Here is an 18,791-nt window from a genome sequence, read left to right as displayed (position 1 = left end):
TCCAGGTCTTTGCCGCCGTTCGGGACGCCGCGACGTCCCTTGACCGGATCGGCCGCCGGGCCTTGGCCGGACCGGCGTGCATGATGTCTGGCGGAACTGTCCACGCGTCCGTTGCCAGCAATTCGGTGCGCGCCAACCAATCGTGCCCAAACGCGATTGATCATGCAAGGCGCTACTACTCCATACCGGAGGTGTCCGCAGGCAAGCTCTGCGCGTCCGACCTTCTTCGAAACGTCGTGCCCGCATCACCATTTCTGGGGAGGCGGCTGCCCGGATAGGAGAATGCCGGGCGCAAAACCGTTGCGGTAGCAGGACCATCGAAAGGAGGGGCTCCATGGTCCGCATCCCCGAATGGCAAAGGCGCTTCGACGGTTTCGATTTTTCGGACTTCGCGCAGGAATTCCTGCGGCGCAATCCGGACTATCGTGCCCAGTTCGCCCGCTTCCGCCGTGCGGGTGACGGCAAAACGCAAGCTCTCGCCAGCCGGCGAAGCGCGCGTTCATGGGGCCTCGAATTTCCTCGTGGATCCCGCATCCGGAGCCGATGTCTGTCCGGCATTATGGCGCCCCGAAGACAATCCGAGCGTCGTTGTGGTCGCATCTTCAGCCGTGTGTCGGACGGAGCTCGCGTCCGCGTTTCACATGCGATCGCTGCTGGTTGAAGCGGAAGCCGGCGCAGATCGGCACCTGGTGCTGGCGGGAAAACACACGCGCCACCGTCTCGTGGTGACCCCGCCGGCCGCTCGCGATGGCTATATCGTCCCGGCCGATCACTCGATGTCCGTTCGACTGGCGGCGCTCAGCGCGCTTCATGAGCATCCGCGCAGTCGGCAGGCCATTGCAGCTCGCGCTGCGCTGACACCCTCACCCTATCTCAGACATCGGCTGGTTCTCCTGCTCGCGATTCTCGACAGGCTCGACCCAGCTTCAGGTGAACCCGCAACGGTTCGGCAGATCGCGCGCGATCTGACCTTTCCCGGTCGGGATTACGATCGCGCGATTGAATGGAAGTCATCTTCCGACCGGCGCCAGACCCAGCGTCTTGTCGCCGAAGCGCGGCGCATGACAACGACGGGCTATCGTGATCTCCTGAGCGGCTCCACGCGGCTGGCCTCGCGCACTGAGCGCTGCGACGGAAGCGATGAGGGCCGCGATTAGCAATCGACCGGAGGCCCTTTCGAAGGGCGTGGGCATTCCCGCTACTTTCCAATCTTACTGTTTAAGCTATCGTTTTCTGCGGTGCCGGGTCTTGTGTTCGGTATCGCCACAAACCGAACCTTCAGGGGGGCGCGCAACAGCAACTGCCGGTGCCGATGGCATGGAACCATTGGTGAGGCATACAGCAGGCGATCGAGCGGCGGTGTGTTGGATTGCACCCTCGTCGGTCGAACAGGCCGGACTATGTATGCCTACTTCGCAGAGGAGTTCGCTACTGAACTCATAAATGTACAATCGGACACCGAACTGAGTGGGGCTCTTGCCGAGGTATCGCGGCGCCTCGGTTTCGACCATTTTGCCCTTAGTCTCGAATTGCGCTCGGGATCGCGCGAGGCGCCGGGCTTGCTTCTGCACGATTATCCCGATGAGTGGGCAAAGGTCTATGTGGCGTTTGATCTGGCGGGCCAGGATCCCGTCCGGCGCGCTTGCGACAAGAGTTTTATCGGCTTTGCATGGGATATGCTGGAGGAGATGATTCCGCTTACCCGCGGGGACCGGCAGATGCTCGCCGTCGGGAAGGAATGCGGAATCGGCGACGGCTATACAGTGCCACGACACCTGCCCGGGCTCGCGCGCGGAACTTGCACCTTTGCCGTGTGTCCGGACAGGGATCTGCCCCGTTGTCGCCTGGCCCTTGCCGAGATCGTCGGCACGCTCGCGCTCAGTTGCGCCCTTGCCCTTGGTCCCTCTCGTAGCACGGAAACCGTTCCCGTGCTTAGCGATCGCCAGCGCGAGTGTCTGTTGTGGACCGCGCGCGGCAAGACCGCCGCCGAGACCGCGATCATACTGGGTATCGGCACCGAAACCGTCATCCAGCATCTCAAAATGGCCCGCGAACGCTATCAGGTTCATTGCAAGCAGTCGCTCGTGGTCGCAGCTCTTTTCGATGGGCTGATCGGATTTGCCGACATTATCCGGTGGCGAGACACGGGCTGAATTCCGCCCATGCAGTTGGGACGCTTCGCAATTCCGCGGAAGCTTACATCCCCTGTTCTTGGTATGTCGAAGCGGAACCAGATCGATCAGTTGCTACCTGTCTTTTCAATCACAGGCAGCAACAATGCAGAACCATACCAGTCCCGCCGATCCGGTGCTCCGGACCATGTTCGCGGCCCGTAAGCGGGTCTTCGTCGATCTCCTCAAATGGGATGTCCCCGTGCTCGAAGGAGTCTACGAAATCGACCAGTTCGATACGAGCGAAGCGTCCTATGTCATTCTCACCGATGACAAGGACAGTCACCGCGCATCTGCGCGGCTGCTCAAGACCGACAGGGCGCATATTCTCGGCGAGCTGTTTCCATCTCTTTGCGATGGCCCCGTCCCGGTGCGCGAGGACTTTCGCGAGATCACCCGCTTCTGCATCGAGCCGACACTCTCGCGTCTGGAACGCCGGGCCGCGCGGGACGAACTTGTAACCGCGCTCGCGGATCACGCGCTGATCGCCGGAATCGCCGCGTATACCGCGGTCGCTACGCCGAACTGGTTCCGCCAGATTGCGAAATTTGGCTGGCGATGCCGTGCGCTCGGACCCGGCAGCCGAATCGGCGGTGAAAACCTTATCGCGCTCCAGATCGATATCGATGCGGGCACGCCTGCGGATCTCGCCTGCGGTGGTGTCTACCGCCAGGGATCCTATCGCGTGGCCGACTACCAGCTGGAGATCGCGGCATGACTGGGGCAGCGCATTCGCCCTGGCTCGACCAGATCAGAAAGCAGGGTTATTGCATCATCCCCAACGCTCTGCCGAGTGCAATCCTCGCAGCGCTCGATACGGACCTCCAGCAGACCTACGCAAAGACGCCTTTCGGTGATGGCGAGTTCTATGGCTACAAGACGAAGCGGTTTGGGAGTTTGCTGCGCCGCTCGCGCTGGGCGGGAGACCTGGTCCTTCAACCACTCATCCTCGCGCTTGCCCGTGAAATTCTGGGCAAAGCCTGCGAACGCATCCAGCTAAATGTCGCGCAGGCGATTGCAGTCCATCCCGGCGAGATTGAGCAGTTCCCGCATTGCGACCACGACATGTGGGCAGGGGAGAAGGGCACGCATGAATATCTGCTCAATGTCATGTGGCCCCTGACCGAATTTACGGCGTCCAACGGCGCGACGCGAATATATCCCGGCACCCACAGGCAGAAAATTGAATCGCTAGACCAGCTCGGCACGCCAATCGCGGCCGAGTGTCAGCCTGGCGATGCCATTTGCTTTCTCGGATCGACGGTGCACGGAGCGGGACCTAATCTGACCAGGCACGTGCGCCGTGCGGTGGTGATCGGTTACAGTCTTGGCTGGCTCAAGCCCTACGAGAATCTTTGGCTCGCCTATCCGCCAGAAGTCGCGCGGGAATTTCCCGCAGAACTTGCCGAGCTTGCGGGCTATTGTCAGCACCGGCCCAATCTTGGCAATTACGAAGGCCAGTGCCCATCTATCTTGCTGCGCGACGATATTGCCGAGTTTCCGCGGGCGACCGATGCGCTTCGCGACGACCAGAAAGCCGCGGTGCGCGAATTTGCCGAGGCGCAGCGCGGCGAAAAGTGAGCCCTGCCCACGTCCTTGAGCCCACCTATCAACGCCTCAAGCGTGCGCTGATGGAGGGAACCTGGGCCAATGGGGCCAAGCTCGAGGCAATGCGGCTTGCCGACGATTTCGGCGTCAGCATGACACCGGTGAGGGACAGCCTGAACCAGCTGGTTGGCGAGGGGCTGGTCGACCTCACCCCTGGCGACGGCTTTCGGGTGCCGGTTCTGACCGAACAGGGTTTGCGGGATGTCCTCCGCGTAAATGCGGTTTTGCTTGAAACAGCGAGCGATGAAGTTTGGCGAATCCCGAACGCGCGCGATCTCGAAGACTGGCCTGACGATTATGCTGGCCGCATGGCAGCGGTGTTTTTGGTACTTGCAGCCGGGTCGGGCAACCGGTGCCTGGCGGTCCTGATCGATCGGATCAGTGATCGGCTGCACCGGGTCCGGATCCATGAACCCGACGTATTGCCCGACGCTGCAGAAATCCTCGCTGAAATCGAGGCGAGTCTGCGAGGCTCGCGTAACGAACGGCTGCGCGCCTTGCGGCGTTACCATCGCAGATGCGAGGAGCGGGTTCCGCAATTGGTCAGTCGCCTGTCGGGATAGTTTTCCGAAACTCAATTCTGTGCCGCTTTCAACGTGCCCATCGAACCGAATGCACCGCCGCCCCGAGATCGTTCGTCAGAACCGAGCCATTGTAGGTTCGTCCCCATCCGAGAATGGGAAGATAGCGCGCAAGCAGGCTGGGCTCGGCCATAGCTTCGACTACTCCTGCAGCGCTTTATGACTGGGGTTCCATCAAGCGAAAGATCAGCATTCCGGCCAGCATAGCCATCACGAAGACTGCTGCCTTTGCAGGCTCGATGACGAGCGCTGCAAAGCCCGGCCCGGGACACAGGCCTGCAATCCCCCAACCGGTGCCGAACAGCGCCGCGCCGCCGATCAGGCGGGGGGTCAGGTCGGTCCGGTCGGGAAGAGCGAATGTCGTGCCAATCAAAGGCTGCGCCATGCGCGCCTGAATCCGCCAGGCGATCGCCATCACGATAACCGCGCCGCCCATCACAAACGCGAGGGTGGGGTCCCAGTCCCCGAATATGTCGAGAAAGCCGCGCACACGCGCTGGGTCGACCATGCCGCCCAGTGCCAGCCCGGCACCGAACAGGCTGCCTGACAGGAGAGCCACTAGCCACGAGCGGGTCATGACAGCACTTCCAGCCCCAATGCATTCATGATGGCGACGGTTGCGATACCAGCTGCCATGAAGGTTGCCGTGGCGACGATCGAGCGCTGCGAAAGCCGGCTGACACCGCATACGCCGTGGCCGCTGGTGCAGCCGCTGCCGATGCGCGTGCCGATGCCGACCAGGAGGCCCGCCGCCACAAGTGGAAGGTACCCGGCAAAGCTGGCCTCGATACCGCCGGTAGTCCAGGCAACCAGCAAGGCGCCGAGTGGCAGGCCTACAACAAACGCCCACGCACCGGACCGGGGCATACCGTCCCCGCTGATACCGAAGGCGCGCGCGGCGATGCCGGACACGCCGGCAATTCGTCCTGCACCCAGCAACATCAGCGCGGCGGCCAGGCCGATCAGCACTCCACCAAGCAATCCGGCGAGCGGGGCGGCATCGGGAAATCCGGGAAGCATCACAGCTTGTTGACCGGCATCTTGAGGTAAGACGTGCCGTCGCTTTCGGGCGGCGGCAGATGGCCGCCGCGCATATTCACCTGGATGGCGGGCAGGATCAGGCGCGGCATTTCCAATGTCGCATCGCGCTGGGTGCGCATCTCGACGAACTGGTCCTCATCCACATCTTCGTGAAGATGCACATTGGCTGTGCGCTGCGCGAGCATGGTGGTCTCCCATACGAATTCCGTGCGATTGGGCGCCTTGTAATCATGGCACAGGAACACCCGCGTCTTGTCCGGCAGGCGCATCAGCCGGCGGACCGAGCGGTACAGCTTGCGCGCATTGCCGCCCGGAAAATCGGCCCGGGCGGAGCCATAATCGGGCATGAACATCGTATCGCCGATAAAGGCCGCATCGCCGATGATATAGGCCATGTCCGCTGGGGTATGGCCGGGCACGTGAAGAGCGATCAGCGGAATATCGCCGATCATCAACGCGTCGCCATCTTCCATCAGCCGGTCGAATTGCGATCCGTCACGCTCGAAATCGGTGCCTTCGTTGAACACCTTGCCGAACACGCCCTGCACGGTCACAATTTCGCGGCCGATGGCCAGTTCGCCGCCCAGCTTTTCCTGCAGATAGGGCGCGGCGGAAAGGTGATCGGCATGGGCGTGAGTTTCCAGGACCCAGTCGACGGTCAGACCTGCATCGCGCGCATAGTCGATAATTTCGTCCGCCGCTTCCAGGCTGGTGCGGCCCGAAGGCTGATCGAAATCCCAGACGCTGTCGATAATGGCCGCGCGCTTGGTCTGATCGTCGCTGACCACATAGGTCGCGGTAAAGGTCGGCTCGTGGAAGAAAGCCTTGACGTGCGGTGCTCGCAGATCGCCCGCAAGCACATCGTTCACCTGTTCGATGGCCTTTTCGATATTCGTGTCGTCGCTCATAGTGTTTCTCCGGCGTCGCCGCTCGGCTGGGGGGATTGGCCAAGCTCGGGGCAAAAGATGTCGTGCAGCAATTCGAGAACCCGCTGCGCATTCGGGTCGCACACACGGTAGAACACCGATTGGGCATCCTTGCGGGTCGCGACGAGATCGTCTTCGCGCAATTTTGCGAGGTGTTGCGACAGGGCGGACTGGCTCAGCCCGACGCTCTGCGCCAGATCGCCGACGGACAGCTCGCCAGCCTCGGCAAGGAAGCAAAGAACGAGCAGGCGCGACTCGTTGGCCATCAATTTCAGCAGGCGGCTGGCCTCGCCGGCCTGCCGCGTGAAATCCGTATCTGGAGACCCATTGTGGCTCATGATTTGCTCCGTTAGTATTCACTAATTTATAATAATCTAATGTATTTTCAAGAGGGAGGGGTATCCGCCTCGCTTCGGTAGGGAAGTCATTTTCTGCAACCGACCATCTGTGTTCACGGGGGCGCTTCGTGCGACACGATTTTTCGATGGCGGCGTCGGAACCCGTAGCCACTCCAGCTTCATTGACCGGGCAGGAGAATCGATATGAACTACGATTTGATGGTAATCGGTACGGGGACGGCAGCCATGGTTTGCGCCCTGCGCGTTGCGAAGGCGGGTTGGAAAGTCGCGGTTATCGACGAGAAGCCATTCGGTGGCACCTGCGCGCTACGCGGCTGCGATCCCAAGAAAATGCTGGTGGCCGACGCAGAAGTGATCGACGCGAAACAGCGCATGACAGGTCACGGGGTGAAGGGGGATCTGCGCATCGATTGGCCCGACCTTATCCGGTTCAAACGCAGCTTTACCGACCCTGTGCCTGAAAAGCACGAGCGGCGGTATGAAGAGGCCGGCATCGTGACCTTGCATGGTACGGCAAAATTCACCGGGCCAAATCAGCTCTCCGTAGGCGACTATGAAATCGAATACCGCAAAATCCTGATCGCGTCGGGAGCCAGACCGATACCTCTAGCCATCCCAGGCGAAGAGCACCTGATCGACAATGAGGGCTTTCTCGAACTGCCTTCGCTGCCGAAGCGCATCGTTCTGGTCGGGGGCGGATATATCGCTGCCGAGTTTTCCCATATCGCTGCCCGTGCGGGAGCCGAGGTCACGATCCTTCAGCGGGGACCGCGCATGTTGACGCAGTTCGAACCCGAACTTGTGAACTGGCTCATGGATGCGTTCGACCGGATCGGTGTGCGAGTGATTACCGATACGGCGGTCGATGCCATTCGAAGATCGGGCGGAAAATATGTGGTTCATGCGAATGGCAAGGGCGGCCCGATCGAAGTCGTCGCCGATCTTGTCGTTCATGCGGCAGGACGGGCTCCCGCCATCGAGCGGCTCGATCTCGAAAAGGCCGGGATCGCAGCCGAACATGGAAAGCCGAAGCTGAACAAATTTCTGCAGAGCGTAAGCAATCCGGCCGTCTACGCTGCCGGAGATGCTGCCTCGAACGGGCCGCCACTCACCCCCGTTTCCAGCCATGATGCAAAAGTTGTCGCGGCCAATCTAGTCGAAGGCAATCACCGCGAACCCGATTACAAAGGGGCGCCGAGCGTGGCCTTCACTCTTCCGCCTATCGCCCGCGTTGGCCTCACCGAGGCAGAGGCGAATGAGGCGGGGCTGAGATTCCGGACAAAGTGCGAGCGGACCTCTCAGTGGTTCACCGCCAGGCGGGTCGCCGAACCTGTCTACGGGCACAAGACACTAATCGAAGAGGAGACAGGGACAATACTGGGCGCGCACCTCGTCGGACCCGGCGCAGACCAGGCCATCAATATTTTCGGACTGGCGATCCGCCATGGGCTCACCGCGGACGATCTGAAGACTACAATGTTCGCCTATCCAACCGGCGCGTCTGACATCGGATACATGGTCTAGGGCCGAGCGGTCTCCAGCATGTCGATGACTGCACAGTCGGGCACATGACCGCCCGAACACTGCTCGACGGTAGCGGTAAGATGCCGTTCCAGGCGAGTGAGATCGTCGATCTTGCGCCGTACTTCTTCGAGGTGATGAATTGCAATCTCGCGCACTTCGTCGCAGCATGCTTCGGCAGGACCGCCCAGGTCCAGAAGTGTCCGCACCTCCTTCGGCGCAAAGCCTAGCTCGCGCGCCCGCTTGATGAATTTGAGCGTGCGGAGGTGCCCATCGTCGAAAACCCGGTGTCCGCCTGCTGTACGATCCGGCGCACCGAGCATTCCGATCTTCTCGAAATACCGGATCGTCTCGATATGGACGCCCGTCTTGCGCGCCAATTCACCTATCGACAGGCGGCCCACGCCGAATCTCCTTGAACCTATATCTACTACAGGACGTACATACAGTTCGAATCGAGCGGAGGCAAAGATGACCGAGCAGGCTGTCCAATACGGTGAGGCGAAAAGCGTAAGCGATCGCGGGGTTGCTGGCGTTGGAATGCTGGCGAGTGCAGGGGCGCTTCTCTCTGCGGCTGCCTGCTGCGTCCTGCCGTTGGTCCTCGTTGCTGTCGGGCTCGGTGCTGGCGGGCTCGCATGGTTTGTTCCCTACCACTTGCCGCTCACAATCGCAGCCTTCCTAATCGTGGCCTTTGGGTGGTTCCTTCACGTGCGCCAACTGCGCATCTGCAGTGCTGATGGCTGTGAGAAACCTGCTCGCAGCAGCGCTGCGCGACTGACATTGCTGATTGCCACCGCGATGATCGTCCTGTCTGCGCTATGGGGCTTTATTGAACAACCGCTGATGCGTGCGCTTGGAGGAGCCTGATGCAGATTGTTTCGACGATCACGTGCCCCCATTGCCAAGCGGCCACCACCGAAACCATGCCGACCAACGCATGCTGGTTCTTTTATGAATGCCAGCATTGCCGGAAAAGACTGCAGCCATTGGCAGGAGACTGTTGTGTATTCTGCTCTTATGGCGATGCCCCATGCCCCCCGATTCAGGAAGCGTGGGAAGATGGTGACGGTGCTACCTGCTGTCTACCGCAGTAGTGGTGGTCGCATCACGCAAGACACACACGAGATGCTTGTTCCAGTCATTAAGGGCATTGCGTTTTTCGTCTTTCCAATCGTGGCGCTGGTAAACTCCCGCCACGCCCGCACGTGAACCGCTTACATGGTTCAATACCGCCTCGGTAACCTCGAACCTTACACCTAAGCGCTGGAAATTCGTTGCGAGCGTCCGCCGCAAGTCATGAAGGCGCCAGGGAGGCAAAGGTTCGCCTTCGGCTTCCTCGATGGCGCTATCCAGCTTCATCTTGCCTTTATGGTAGCCGGTGAAGCCCGCTCCACTTGCAGTCGCAAACACTCTGCCCTTGCGCGGCCATTTCCCTCCACCTGCCAACCGATCGAGCTCGATCATGGCGAGTTCGTTCAATGGAATGGTGTTGAACTCTCTGTTTTTCGTGCGCCGGCCGGGCAGGGTCCATAGTCTTTCTGCTCTGTCGAGCTCCTGCCAGTGCATCCCGCAAACCTCTTCGCGGCGCTGTCCGGTCAAAATCAATAAGCGGACAATCGGCCCGAAACAGGGATGGCATTCGGGCGTGGCATACCAGATCATGCGCAGCTCCTTGTCAGAAAGCCAGCGATCCCGCGGCCTTACCGGCGGCGGCGTCTCCATGCCCTCAATCGGACTGCGATCGAGATCGCCGCGACTGATAGCCCAGCGGAACAGACGGCGCATCACTGCAAATACGTTCCGGCGATTGGCGACCTGCTCTTCCGGCATCTGGTCGAGAACGGATACGATATCTGCCCTGGTGATCGAAGGCAGCGGCTTCTTGCGTAGAACCGGCTCAAGATGAAGCCTGACCACTCGTTCGACCAGACGTCTCCATCCCTCGCCTTTGCAGGAATGGGTGAAATGCCGCGCGTAATTGTCGAAGGCGAGATCGACGGCCTCACGGCGCCTCTGCTTTTCAGCCTCCACTGGATCGACGCCTTGGCCGACGAGCAAGAGAAGGCGTTCGGCTTCCGAGCGGGCCGTCGTAGGTGTCCACGGAGACCCATGTGCGCCGATCGTATAACGCCGTGCGATTGTCTCGCGCCCGCCCATCCTGAATTGAAGGACGTAAGAGATATTTCCTGAAGGCGTAATCTTGGCGCCAAAACCTTTGAGATCAGTGTCCCAAACGAATTGGCTCGAGCTGCTAGCCTCGAGCGCATCTATCGATTTTTTCGTGATTTTTCCTGTTGCCATCCGGAACCTCGTGTCCTTCTTCTGGCAATCACCGGGTAATCACGCAAGCGGAAAAAGGAGCGAAATGGAGGCAATGCCAGCGTAGGAGGATTCAGCTAAGTACATTGTTTTACAAGGATTTCGCACTTTAGCGTCGTCTAAATCTAAAGTACCAGACCTCGTGGCCCATCTGGGTGCGGGCCTTGTGTTCGTAGCGCGTCTCGCACCAGCCCGAGGGCCGGTTCTCCCAGCTCCCCCGCCCCTCGACCAGCCATTCGAACTCGTCCGTGAAACGCCGCATCACCATCAGCGCGTGGCGCAGATAGACGGGGTGATCGGTGCCGAATCGGAACTCGCCGCCCGGCTTCAGCTTGTCCGCGAACATCCGCACCGGCCCATCGTTCATCATCCGGCGCTTGGCGTGCTTGTTCTTGGGCCAGGGGTCGGGATGGAGAAGGTAGAGCATACTCAGCGCGCCATCGGGCACCCGCGCGAGCGCCTGCAGGGCATCGCCATGGACCAGGCGCACATTGGCCAGCCGCTGCTCTTCGATATGCGCGAGACACTGGGCGACGCCGTTGAGATAGGGCTCGGCCCCGATGAAGCCGTGATCGGGCAAGAGGTCGGCGCGATGGGCGAGGTGCTCGCCCCCGCCGAAGCCGATCTCGAAATGGAGAGGGAGGGGCCGGCCGAACAGCCGCTCGGCCGTCACCGGGCCTTCCTCGGGCACCGCTATCTGCGGCAGCAGCGCGTCCACCAGGTTCTGCTGGTGCGCGCGCAGCGGCTTGCCCTGGCTGCGCCCGTAGAGCCGGCCGAGCGTGGTCGGATCGCCTTCCTTGAATGCCGTCATGGCGCGCCCCGTAGCGCTAACCGGCGACGGCCGTCCAGATGCCGTAGAGGCTGGTGGCGGTCAGCACCACGCCCACGAGGATCAGCATGACCTTGGGGCTGAAACGCTTCGCGGCGATGGCGCCGAAGGGAGCGGCGACGATGCCGCCGATCAGGAGACCGGCGGTCGCTCCCGCGAGATCGACGATGCCGAGATGGAAAATGAAGGTCGCCGAGATCGCCACGGTCAGAAAGAACTCGACCGTGTTGACCGTGCCCACCACCTTGCGCGGTTCCGCGCCCTGGATCAGCAGATTGCTGGTCACCACCGGCCCCCATCCGCCACCGCCCGCCGCGTCTAGAAAGCCGCCGAGCAGTCCCAGCGGTGCCACGTGCTTGGCGGCGCGCAGCTTGGGCGGATAGAGCAGTCCGCGCACCAGAAGGTAGATGCCGATCCCTGTCAGATAGGCGAGAACGAAGGGCTTGACCGCCGCGGCATCGATCGAGCTCAGCAGATAAGCGCCCGTGACGCCGCCCACGACTCCCGGCACCAGCAGGCGGAAAAACAGCGCACGGTCGATATTTCCGTTCAGCAGATGGCTGATGCCCGACGTCGCGGTGGTGAAGCATTCGACCACGTGGACGCGCTGCGATGCGAGCGCCGGGGGCACCCCCAGCATGCCGACCAGCAGCGTGTTGGTGATTACCCCGAAGGCCATTCCCAGCGCACCGTCGACGATCTGCGCGGCGAAACCGACCAGAATGAAGGGGAGCAACCCCGTAAGATCGACGCCGAACACTTCCATGCCGAAAGATCGCCTTTTGCAGGTTGCCCCTCGCAAATACGGCGATTCGCTTTAGTCCGCGAGCGAAATCCGTCGCTCGCCAAAGCAGATCGCCCGGAAGCCTGTGGCCTCCGGGCGATCCTACCGGCCCCGTCCGGTGAAGATTCGGGTCAGGCGGCCTGCGCCTCCTCGCCGGGATCGCGCAGGACGTAGCCGCGGCCCCACACGGTCTCGATGTAATTCTCGCCGCCGCAGGCATGGCTCAATTTCTTGCGCAGCTTGCAGATGAACACGTCGATGATCTTGAGTTCGGGCTCATCCATCCCGCCGTAGAGGTGGTTGAGGAACATTTCCTTGGTCAGCGTGGTGCCCTTGCGGAGCGAAAGCAGCTCGAGCATCGCATATTCCTTGCCGGTCAGATGCACCCGCGCGCCATCGACCTCGACGGTCTTGGCGTCGAGGTTCACCGCCAGCTTGCCGGTGCGGATGACCGACTGGCTGTGGCCCTTGGACCGGCGCACCACCGCGTGGATGCGCGCCACCAGCTCGTCGCGGTGGAAGGGCTTGGTCACGTAGTCGTCGGCGCCGAAGCCGAAGCTGCGGATCTTGGAATCCATCTCGGCGATGCCCGACAGGATCAGCACCGGGGTCTGCACCTTGGCGACGCGCAATTTCTTGAGCACGTCGTAACCATGCATGTCCGGCAGGTTGAGATCGAGCAGGATGATATCGTAATCGTAGAGCTTGCCGAGGTCCAAACCCTCTTCGCCAAGATCGGTCGAATAGACGTTGAACCCTTCGGTGGTGAGCATGAGCTCGATCGCCTTGGCGGTGGTCGGCTCGTCTTCGATCAGCAATACGCGCATCGGTTTTCCCCTGTTGGCCCCGACAGTTACCCCCGGCAACATTCCGGTAAGGAACGTTGCGCATCATTAACCACAAGACATCTGAAGGGAAAAGGTTAACGGAGGGTAAAGCCCGCCATTGCTTTTTGCCTGTTGCAGGCGGGACTCACCTCGTTCACGCCGATACACCCGCGGCTGGCGGCGGACAGCTGGCACTGGATGGATTCACTGCCAGAATTTCGCCTCGTGATCCGCAGGGGCCTGCGACACGGCGGAGCCTTCCTCCCGCAGGGCGTATTTCAGACTGCTGCCCAGGATCAGCGCCGACAGCGCGGTGATCGCGATGGCCCAGAACCAGTGCGGCAGGAACAGCGCCTGCTCGATCGCTCCGGTGTCGGAGAGCATCGGCCGGCCGCCGATGATCGCGCTTTCGCTGAAGAGGTAATGCCAGTCGCGCAGCATGCTCAGCCCGGCCAGTACGCCGAGGAACTGCAGTGCGAACCGCGCAAACCCGTCTCTACCCCGCCAGGCGATCGCGCCGATCCCGGCGGCCACCAGCGGCAGCACGATCAGCCCCGTCGCCGATCGCACCCAGATCAGGACCGACAGGAGGATGGCCCCGGCAAGCGTGTACAGGGCAGGGCGCCACAGCCGGTGGCGGGCGGACGCGAGGATCAGCAGCGCGCCCACCACCACCGGGCCCAGCGGACCGCCGGCGCCCACCAGCGCCTGCGACAGGCGGCCGGGCTCGCCGTAGGAATGGCTTTCCGCGATGCCCGATCCGTCGGGCAGCAGGATCAGCCGCTCGAATTCCCACCCCGCCGCCATCGCTGCGACGCCGTGCCCCATCTCGTGGAACCACGTGGTCAGGATGGCGAAGGGATAGAGCAGATAATTGCCGAGCGGCAGCTGCGGCAGGAACAGCACCAGCGCCGCGGCGATGATCAGGCGGCCGACCTGTTCCGACTGGGTGGAAGGGCGCGGGACCTTCGCCATCGCTGCCGGTCAGACATCCGGACCGGAGACGCCGAGCGCCCCGGGCGATCCGCGATGGCCGACTGGGTCAGACATCGAGGTTCGCGACATTGAGAGCATTGTCCTGGATGAACTCGCGGCGCGGTTCGACCACGTCGCCCATCAGCCGGGTGAAGATCTCGTCGGTAACGTCGGCATCCTCGACCTTGACCTGCAGCAGGGCGCGATTTTCCGGATCGAGCGTGGTTTCCCACAATTGCTCGGCATTCATCTCGCCAAGGCCCTTGTAGCGCTGGATCGAGAGGCCCTTGCGACCCGCCGCCAGGACCGCGGCGAGCAACTGGGTCGGCCGGGAGATGGCGTCCTCGTCGCTTGCGGCGGGGGCATCGTCGCCCTCGGGCGTCTCGGTGTCCGCATCGGCTTCGGCGGCGGCCGAGGCCTTCACCAGCCGCGCGGGAACGGCGTAGGATTCCGCCTGTTCGGCGGCCAGGCGATGCAGCTTGCGCGCCTCTGCGCTGTCGAGGAACTTGGCCTCGATCTCGTGCACGTCGGTGACGCCGCGCCACAGCCGTTCGAACAGGACCGCCTCCGATCCGTCGTCGCGCAGCCGCGCCGACCAGCGGGCCTCCGGATCGCCGGCCTGCATCCGGCGCGCCGCCAGTTCGAGCGCTTCGAGCCGGGCGGACCGATCGAGGGCGGGGTCGAGCGCGCCCGCGAGCGCCATCTGCTCGACGATCGCGGGATCGTATTTGCGCGGCACGAAGGCGACGAGGTTGCGGATGCGCAGCGCATGCGCGACCAGTTCGCGCACCGCGCGTTCGGGCAGGCTGCCCTCGGCGCTCTCCAGCGTGCGACCCTGGAGGCCGGCATCGACGAGGTAGCGGTCGAGCGCCGCCTGGTCCTTGAGATAGACCTCGCTGCGCCCCTTGCTCACCTTGAACAGCGGCGGCTGGGCGATGAACAGGTGCCCGGCCTTGACGATCTCGGGCATCTGGCGGTGGAAGAAGGTCAGCAGCAGCGTGCGGATGTGTGCGCCGTCGACGTCGGCGTCGGTCATGATCACGATCTTGTGATAGCGCAGCTTTTCCAGGTTGAACTCGTCGCGCAGGCCCGTGCCCATCGCCTGGATCAGCGTGCCGACTTCCTTGGACGAGATGATCCGGTCGAAGCGCGCGCGCTCGACGTTGAGGATCTTGCCCTTGAGCGGAAGGATCGCCTGGATCTTGCGGTCGCGGCCCTGTTTGGCCGAACCGCCGGCGGAATCGCCCTCGACCAGGAAGAGTTCGCAATTGGCGGGGTTGCGGTCCTGGCAGTCGGCGAGCTTGCCGGGCAGCGAGGCGACGCTCATCGCCCCCTTGCGGCTCATCTCGCGCGCCCGGCGGGCCGCCTCGCGCGCTGCGGCGGCGTCGATCACCTTCTGGATGATCGCCTTGGCATCGTTGGGGTTCTCTTCCAGCCATTCGCCCATCTTCTCGCCCATCAGCGATTCGAGCGGCTGGCGAACCTCGGAACTCACCAGCTTGTCCTTGGTTTGCGATCCGAACTTGGGATCGGGCAGCTTGACCGAGACGATCGCGGTCAGGCCCTCGCGCATGTCCTCGCCCGAAAGGCTGACCTTCTCCTTCTTCATCATGCCCGAAGCCGCGGCGTAATTGTTGAGCGTCCGGGTCAGCGCGGCACGGAAGGCGGCGAGGTGCGTGCCGCCGTCGCGCTGGGGGATGTTGTTGGTGAAGGTGAGGACGTTCTCGTAATAGCTGTCGTTCCACTCGAGCGCGACGTCGATGCCGATCCCGTCCTTCTCCGCCGAGACCGAGATCGGCTCGCCGACCAGCGCCTGCTTGTTGCGGTCGAGATAGCGGACGAAGGCGGCGATCCCGCCCTCGTAGAACAGATCGTGCTCCAGGGGCTCCTCGTGCCGCTTGTCGCGCAGCAGGATGCGCACGCCCGAATTGAGGAAGGCGAGCTCGCGATAGCGGTGCTCGAGCTTGTCGAAATCGAACTCGGTGACGTTCTTGAAGGTCTCCTCGGACGCCTTGAAGGTCACCCGGGTGCCTTTCTTCAGGCCGTTATCGTCGCCGTTGGAGGCGACCGGCGGGGCATCGCCGACGACACGCAGCGATTCGACCGCATCGCCGTTCTCGAAGCGCATCCAGTGCTCCTTGCCATCGCGCCAGATCACCAGCTCCAGCCATTCGGATAGCGCGTTGACCACCGACACGCCGACCCCGTGGAGCCCGCCCGATACCTTGTAGGCGTTGTCGTCGCTGGTGTTCTCGAACTTCCCGCCCGCGTGGAGCTGGGTCATGATGACCTCGGCCGCCGACACGCCTTCTTCCTTGTGCATGTCGACCGGGATACCGCGGCCGTTGTCTTCCACCGAGACGCTGCCGTCGGGATTGAGCTCGATCAGCACCAGGTCGCAATGGCCGGCCAGCGCTTCGTCGATGGCGTTGTCGCTGACCTCGAACACCATGTGGTGGAGGCCCGAGCCGTCGTCGGTATCCCCGATGTACATGCCCGGGCGCTTGCGGACCGCGTCCAGCCCCTTGAGGACCTTGATCGAATCCGCGCCGTATTCGCCGCGCCGCTTGGTGTCGGGAGCGCCGTTTTCAGGCGTCTCGGTGCTGTTCTCGTCCATGGCGATTATATAGGGTTTCGCGGCTCGAATGCCAAAGAATCCCGCGGGTTTTTCCCCGGGGCCGAGGATCGGGCGGCTGTGCCCGCAATCGGTTGATTTCGCCGGGGATGAGGCCCATCGCCGGGCTTGCATGCTTTCGATCCTCGACATCTTCCGCATCGGCATCGGCCCGTCCTCCTCGCACACGGTCGGGCCGATGCGGATCGCCCGCACCTTCGTCCGGGCGCTGGCCAAGGGGGGCATGCTGGAGCGGACTTCGCGCATCGCGGTCGAGCTGCAGGGGTCGCTGGCGCTGACCGGGGTCGGCCACGGCACGGTGGACGCGACCATGCTCGGCCTCGCCGGCTTCCGCCCCGACCGCACCGACCCCGACGAGGCGGCGGAGGCGCTCGCGGAAATCGCCGCATCCGGACGTCTGCCGCTCGGCGGCGAGGTGCTCATCGGTTTCGATCGCGCCCGCGACATCGATCTCGCCGGACACATCATCCCCGATCTTCACCCCAACGGCATGCGGCTCGCCGCGCGCGATGCGGACGGCGAGACCCTGTTCGAGCGCACCTATTTCTCGACCGGCGGCGGCTTCGTCGCCTCCGAGGCGCAGCTTCGGCGCAAGCCCGAGAACGACAGGGTGAATGCCGGAACCCGGGTCCCGTACAATTTCGGATCGGCCGCCGAGCTGCTCTCCGCCTCGGAGCGGACCGGGCTCGCGATCGCCGATCTCGTCCTTGCCAACGAGGATGCCTTTCGCCCGCGCGAGGAAACGCTCGAAGGGATCGACCGGATCGCCGCGGCGATGGACCAGTGCATCGACCGCGGCTTGTCGCAGCGCGGCGTCCTGCCCGGTGGCCTCAAGGTCGCGCGCCGCGCCCCCGATCTGTGGGACAAGCTGTCCGCCAGCCCGCAATCGAACGAGCGCGAGCAATTGTTCGACTGGCTCAATTGCTATGCCATGGCGGTGAACGAGGAGAACGCCGCCGGCGGCCGGGTCGTCACCGCGCCCACCAACGGCGCGGCGGGGATCATCCCGGCGGTGATCCGCTTCTACTGCGTGACCGGCGAGGAAGAGGCCTGCCGCGACAAGCGCCGCACTTTCCTTCTGACGGCGGGGGCAATCGGCCTGCTCTACAAGCAGCGGGCGAGCATCTCGGGCGCGGAAATGGGCTGCCAGGGCGAGGTCGGCGTGGCCTGCTCGATGGCGGCCGGCGGGCTCGCCGCGCTGTGGGGCGCGACGAGCGTGCAGATCGCCAGCGCGGCGGAGATCGGCATGGAGCACAATCTCGGGCTCACCTGCGATCCGGTCGGCGGACTGGTCCAGGTGCCCTGCATCGAGCGCAACGCCATCGGCGCGGTCAAGGCGGTCAACGCCGCGCGCCTGGCGCTTCACCGGACCGGTGCGGAAAGCCTCGTCAGCCTCGACCAGGTGATCGAGACCATGCGCCAGACCGGGCTCGACATGAGCACCAAATACAAGGAAACCAGCCAGGGAGGATTGGCTGTGAACGTGATCGAGTGCTGATGCTGTTCGCCGTGGTGCTGGTGGTCTCGGGCGCGCTCGTCGCCGGCGCGGCCTGGGGCATCTACGGCAAGCTGCCGAAGCGTCTCGAAGGCTTCCTCGTCGCGCTCGCCGGGGGCGCCCTGCTGCTGTCGGTGACGAGCGAGCTGATCGAGCCGTCGATCCAGAAAAGCAGCGTGTTCCATGCCATGCTCGGGGTGGCGGCCGGCGCGGTTGTCTTCGCCATCGCGGATTACTGGATCGACGAGAAATGGGGTTCCGATTCGGGAGGCGGACTGCTCGCCGCGATCACGCTCGACGGGATTCCCGAAAACCTCGCGCTCGGTGTGGCACTGATCGGGGCGGGCGGGCTGGAAGTCGCAGCGCTCGCCGGCTCGATCCTGCTATCGAACCTGCCCGAAGCGGCAGGCGGTGCGCGGGCGATGGCCGAGGGCCGGCATTCGAAGGGCAAGGTAATCGCGCTTTGGGCCGGGACCGCGGCGCTGCTGTCGGCCGCCGCCATCGCCGGCAATCTCCTGCTGTCGGGAGTGGGCGAGGGGACGCTGGCGGTGATCCGCTGCTTCGCCGCCGGCGCCGTGGTCGCCAGCCTCGCGACCGAAGTCTTTCCCCAGGCCTTTCGCGAGGACAGCCACCTTGCCGGCGTCGCCACCGCGCTGGGGGTGATCCTGGCCCTGGTGCTCGGCCACCTCGGCGGCGGGTAGGGCTCGACAGAGCGGCAGG

The 18,791-nt window shown here is 63.3% G+C and carries 23 protein-coding genes; 11 read left to right on the top strand and 12 right to left on the bottom strand.

Translation table 11 applies throughout. The features are described 5' to 3' along the window. Positions 1–334: 334 nt before the first annotated feature. The 6 genes from ACGHN1_RS10235 to ACGHN1_RS10210 all read left to right on the top strand — a co-directional run bounded on the left by ACGHN1_RS10235 (position 335) and on the right by ACGHN1_RS10210 (position 4,342). Positions 335–661, top strand: a complete 327-nt coding sequence (locus tag ACGHN1_RS10235; RefSeq protein WP_202389122.1) for a transcriptional regulator domain-containing protein — start codon at positions 335–337, stop codon at positions 659–661. Then, complete coding sequence (locus tag ACGHN1_RS10230) at positions 642–1,157, top strand: DNA -binding domain-containing protein (RefSeq protein WP_066558423.1); 516 nt, start codon at positions 642–644, stop codon at positions 1,155–1,157. Before ACGHN1_RS10235 ends, ACGHN1_RS10230 begins: the two co-directional genes overlap by 20 nt. Positions 1,158–1,400: 243 nt before the next feature. Then, entirely contained in the window at positions 1,401–2,153 is a 753-nt protein-coding gene (locus ACGHN1_RS10225) for a LuxR family transcriptional regulator (protein ID WP_066558421.1), read from the top strand. A gap of 124 nt (positions 2,154–2,277) precedes the next feature. Next, a complete protein-coding gene (locus ACGHN1_RS10220) occupies positions 2,278–2,889 on the top strand; it encodes an acyl-homoserine-lactone synthase (protein ID WP_066558415.1) in 612 nt (203 codons plus the stop codon). Continuing rightward, a complete protein-coding gene (locus tag ACGHN1_RS10215; RefSeq protein ID WP_066558412.1) occupies positions 2,886–3,752 on the top strand; it encodes a phytanoyl-CoA dioxygenase family protein in 867 nt (288 codons plus the stop codon). The genes ACGHN1_RS10220 and ACGHN1_RS10215 overlap by 4 nt, the downstream gene beginning before the upstream one ends. Then, on the top strand, positions 3,749–4,342 hold the full coding sequence (locus tag ACGHN1_RS10210; RefSeq protein ID WP_066558410.1) for a GntR family transcriptional regulator: 594 nt from the start codon (positions 3,749–3,751) through the stop codon (positions 4,340–4,342). Before ACGHN1_RS10215 ends, ACGHN1_RS10210 begins: the two co-directional genes overlap by 4 nt. Positions 4,343–4,370: 28 nt before the next feature. On the opposite strand, the gene ACGHN1_RS10205 is transcribed toward ACGHN1_RS10210, so the two are convergent. From ACGHN1_RS10205 to ACGHN1_RS10185, 5 genes are read right to left on the bottom strand one after another with little or no spacing between them, the layout of a single operon-like run. Then, the gene (locus ACGHN1_RS10205; protein WP_267463441.1) at positions 4,371–4,493 is read right to left on the bottom strand and encodes a hypothetical protein; all 123 of its coding nucleotides are present in this window, start codon (positions 4,491–4,493) and stop codon (positions 4,371–4,373) included. A gap of 24 nt (positions 4,494–4,517) precedes the next feature. Continuing rightward, positions 4,518–4,937 (bottom strand): DUF6691 family protein, encoded by a 420-nt coding sequence (locus ACGHN1_RS10200; RefSeq protein WP_066558407.1) that lies wholly within the window; start codon positions 4,935–4,937, stop codon positions 4,518–4,520. Then, on the bottom strand, positions 4,934–5,380 hold the full coding sequence (locus ACGHN1_RS10195) for a YeeE/YedE family protein (protein ID WP_066558405.1): 447 nt from the start codon (positions 5,378–5,380) through the stop codon (positions 4,934–4,936). The genes ACGHN1_RS10200 and ACGHN1_RS10195 overlap by 4 nt, the downstream gene beginning before the upstream one ends. Beyond that, entirely contained in the window at positions 5,380–6,309 is a 930-nt protein-coding gene (locus tag ACGHN1_RS10190) for an MBL fold metallo-hydrolase (protein WP_066558403.1), read from the bottom strand. The genes ACGHN1_RS10195 and ACGHN1_RS10190 overlap by 1 nt, the downstream gene beginning before the upstream one ends. After that, complete coding sequence (locus tag ACGHN1_RS10185; RefSeq protein WP_066558399.1) at positions 6,306–6,665, bottom strand: helix-turn-helix transcriptional regulator; 360 nt, start codon at positions 6,663–6,665, stop codon at positions 6,306–6,308. The genes ACGHN1_RS10190 and ACGHN1_RS10185 overlap by 4 nt, the downstream gene beginning before the upstream one ends. Before the next feature lie 204 nt (positions 6,666–6,869). On the opposite strand from ACGHN1_RS10185, the gene ACGHN1_RS10180 reads away from it, so the two are divergent. Continuing rightward, positions 6,870–8,210, top strand: a complete 1,341-nt coding sequence (locus ACGHN1_RS10180; protein WP_066558396.1) for an NAD(P)/FAD-dependent oxidoreductase — start codon at positions 6,870–6,872, stop codon at positions 8,208–8,210. On the opposite strand, the gene ACGHN1_RS10175 is transcribed toward ACGHN1_RS10180, so the two are convergent. After that, a complete protein-coding gene (locus tag ACGHN1_RS10175; protein WP_066558394.1) occupies positions 8,207–8,611 on the bottom strand; it encodes a helix-turn-helix domain-containing protein in 405 nt (134 codons plus the stop codon). The genes ACGHN1_RS10180 and ACGHN1_RS10175 overlap by 4 nt on opposite strands. Positions 8,612–8,678: 67 nt before the next feature. Here ACGHN1_RS10175 and ACGHN1_RS10170 point away from each other — a divergent pair, with 67 nt between their 5' ends. Together ACGHN1_RS10170 and ACGHN1_RS10165 are read left to right on the top strand one after the other, a co-directional pair. Beyond that, positions 8,679–9,074 carry a hypothetical protein gene (locus tag ACGHN1_RS10170; protein ID WP_066558392.1) on the top strand — a complete coding sequence of 132 codons (396 nt, stop codon included), beginning with the start codon at positions 8,679–8,681 and terminating at the stop codon, positions 9,072–9,074. Continuing rightward, positions 9,074–9,301: a GDCCVxC domain-containing (seleno)protein gene (locus ACGHN1_RS10165; protein WP_272916381.1), complete on the top strand. Its 228-nt coding sequence runs from the start codon at positions 9,074–9,076 to the stop codon at positions 9,299–9,301. The genes ACGHN1_RS10170 and ACGHN1_RS10165 overlap by 1 nt, the downstream gene beginning before the upstream one ends. On the opposite strand, the gene ACGHN1_RS10160 is transcribed toward ACGHN1_RS10165, so the two are convergent. From ACGHN1_RS10160 to gyrB, 6 genes are all read right to left on the bottom strand, one after another. Beyond that, a complete protein-coding gene (locus tag ACGHN1_RS10160) occupies positions 9,279–10,508 on the bottom strand; it encodes a site-specific integrase (protein WP_066558389.1) in 1,230 nt (409 codons plus the stop codon). The genes ACGHN1_RS10165 and ACGHN1_RS10160 overlap by 23 nt on opposite strands. Before the next feature lie 127 nt (positions 10,509–10,635). Beyond that, positions 10,636–11,337 carry a tRNA (guanine(46)-N(7))-methyltransferase TrmB gene (locus ACGHN1_RS10155; protein ID WP_390550827.1) on the bottom strand — a complete coding sequence of 234 codons (702 nt, stop codon included), beginning with the start codon at positions 11,335–11,337 and terminating at the stop codon, positions 10,636–10,638. Positions 11,338–11,353: 16 nt separating this feature from the next. After that, positions 11,354–12,121: a sulfite exporter TauE/SafE family protein gene (locus ACGHN1_RS10150; protein ID WP_390550826.1), complete on the bottom strand. Its 768-nt coding sequence runs from the start codon at positions 12,119–12,121 to the stop codon at positions 11,354–11,356. A gap of 149 nt (positions 12,122–12,270) precedes the next feature. Next, positions 12,271–12,966 (bottom strand): response regulator transcription factor CtrA, encoded by a 696-nt coding sequence (ctrA, locus tag ACGHN1_RS10145; protein ID WP_390550825.1) that lies wholly within the window; start codon positions 12,964–12,966, stop codon positions 12,271–12,273. Positions 12,967–13,170: 204 nt separating this feature from the next. After that, positions 13,171–13,941, bottom strand: coding sequence for a M50 family metallopeptidase (locus ACGHN1_RS10140; protein WP_390550824.1), 771 nt, complete (start codon positions 13,939–13,941; stop codon positions 13,171–13,173). 67 nt (positions 13,942–14,008) lie between these two features. After that, positions 14,009–16,558, bottom strand: coding sequence for a DNA topoisomerase (ATP-hydrolyzing) subunit B (gene gyrB / locus ACGHN1_RS10135; RefSeq protein WP_390550823.1), 2,550 nt, complete (start codon positions 16,556–16,558; stop codon positions 14,009–14,011). Between the two features lie 130 nt (positions 16,559–16,688). On the opposite strand from gyrB, the gene ACGHN1_RS10130 reads away from it, so the two are divergent. Both ACGHN1_RS10130 and ACGHN1_RS10125 read left to right on the top strand, forming a co-directional pair. Further along, positions 16,689–18,074 (top strand): L-serine ammonia-lyase, encoded by a 1,386-nt coding sequence (locus tag ACGHN1_RS10130; protein WP_390550822.1) that lies wholly within the window; start codon positions 16,689–16,691, stop codon positions 18,072–18,074. After that, positions 18,074–18,772: a ZIP family metal transporter gene (locus tag ACGHN1_RS10125; protein WP_390550821.1), complete on the top strand. Its 699-nt coding sequence runs from the start codon at positions 18,074–18,076 to the stop codon at positions 18,770–18,772. Before ACGHN1_RS10130 ends, ACGHN1_RS10125 begins: the two co-directional genes overlap by 1 nt. The last annotated feature ends 19 nt before the right edge of the window (positions 18,773–18,791 follow it).

Origin of the sequence: Qipengyuania sp. MTN3-11 (assembly GCF_042851825.1) — a bacterium.
Taxonomy (GTDB): Bacteria; Pseudomonadota; Alphaproteobacteria; order Sphingomonadales; family Sphingomonadaceae; genus Qipengyuania.
This window is presented reverse-complemented; position numbering and strand designations above follow the sequence as displayed.

Bases quoted from the DNA above. Each gene is read 5' to 3' on its own strand.
- ACGHN1_RS10235 (WP_202389122.1), top strand. From the start codon at position 335: ATGGTCCGCATCCCCGAATGGCAAAGGCGCTTCGACGGTTTCGATTTT.
- ACGHN1_RS10230 (WP_066558423.1), top strand. From the start codon at position 642: ATGCGATCGCTGCTGGTTGAAGCGGAAGCCGGCGCAGATCGGCACCTG.
- ACGHN1_RS10225 (WP_066558421.1), top strand. From the start codon at position 1,401: ATGTATGCCTACTTCGCAGAGGAGTTCGCTACTGAACTCATAAATGTA.
- ACGHN1_RS10220 (WP_066558415.1), top strand. From the start codon at position 2,278: ATGCAGAACCATACCAGTCCCGCCGATCCGGTGCTCCGGACCATGTTC.
- ACGHN1_RS10215 (WP_066558412.1), top strand. From the start codon at position 2,886: ATGACTGGGGCAGCGCATTCGCCCTGGCTCGACCAGATCAGAAAGCAG.
- ACGHN1_RS10205 (WP_267463441.1), bottom strand. From the start codon at position 4,493: ATGGCCGAGCCCAGCCTGCTTGCGCGCTATCTTCCCATTCTCGGATGG.
- ACGHN1_RS10200 (WP_066558407.1), bottom strand. From the start codon at position 4,937: ATGACCCGCTCGTGGCTAGTGGCTCTCCTGTCAGGCAGCCTGTTCGGT.
- ACGHN1_RS10195 (WP_066558405.1), bottom strand. From the start codon at position 5,380: ATGCTTCCCGGATTTCCCGATGCCGCCCCGCTCGCCGGATTGCTTGGT.
- ACGHN1_RS10190 (WP_066558403.1), bottom strand. From the start codon at position 6,309: ATGAGCGACGACACGAATATCGAAAAGGCCATCGAACAGGTGAACGAT.
- ACGHN1_RS10185 (WP_066558399.1), bottom strand. From the start codon at position 6,665: ATGAGCCACAATGGGTCTCCAGATACGGATTTCACGCGGCAGGCCGGC.
- ACGHN1_RS10180 (WP_066558396.1), top strand. From the start codon at position 6,870: ATGAACTACGATTTGATGGTAATCGGTACGGGGACGGCAGCCATGGTT.
- ACGHN1_RS10170 (WP_066558392.1), top strand. From the start codon at position 8,679: ATGACCGAGCAGGCTGTCCAATACGGTGAGGCGAAAAGCGTAAGCGAT.
- ACGHN1_RS10165 (WP_272916381.1), top strand. From the start codon at position 9,074: ATGCAGATTGTTTCGACGATCACGTGCCCCCATTGCCAAGCGGCCACC.
- ACGHN1_RS10160 (WP_066558389.1), bottom strand. From the start codon at position 10,508: ATGGCAACAGGAAAAATCACGAAAAAATCGATAGATGCGCTCGAGGCT.
- ACGHN1_RS10155 (WP_390550827.1), bottom strand. From the start codon at position 11,337: ATGACGGCATTCAAGGAAGGCGATCCGACCACGCTCGGCCGGCTCTAC.
- ACGHN1_RS10150 (WP_390550826.1), bottom strand. From the start codon at position 12,121: ATGGAAGTGTTCGGCGTCGATCTTACGGGGTTGCTCCCCTTCATTCTG.
- ctrA (WP_390550825.1), bottom strand. From the start codon at position 12,966: ATGCGCGTATTGCTGATCGAAGACGAGCCGACCACCGCCAAGGCGATC.
- ACGHN1_RS10140 (WP_390550824.1), bottom strand. From the start codon at position 13,941: ATGGCGAAGGTCCCGCGCCCTTCCACCCAGTCGGAACAGGTCGGCCGC.
- gyrB (WP_390550823.1), bottom strand. From the start codon at position 16,558: ATGGACGAGAACAGCACCGAGACGCCTGAAAACGGCGCTCCCGACACC.
- ACGHN1_RS10130 (WP_390550822.1), top strand. From the start codon at position 16,689: ATGCTTTCGATCCTCGACATCTTCCGCATCGGCATCGGCCCGTCCTCC.
- ACGHN1_RS10125 (WP_390550821.1), top strand. From the start codon at position 18,074: ATGCTGTTCGCCGTGGTGCTGGTGGTCTCGGGCGCGCTCGTCGCCGGC.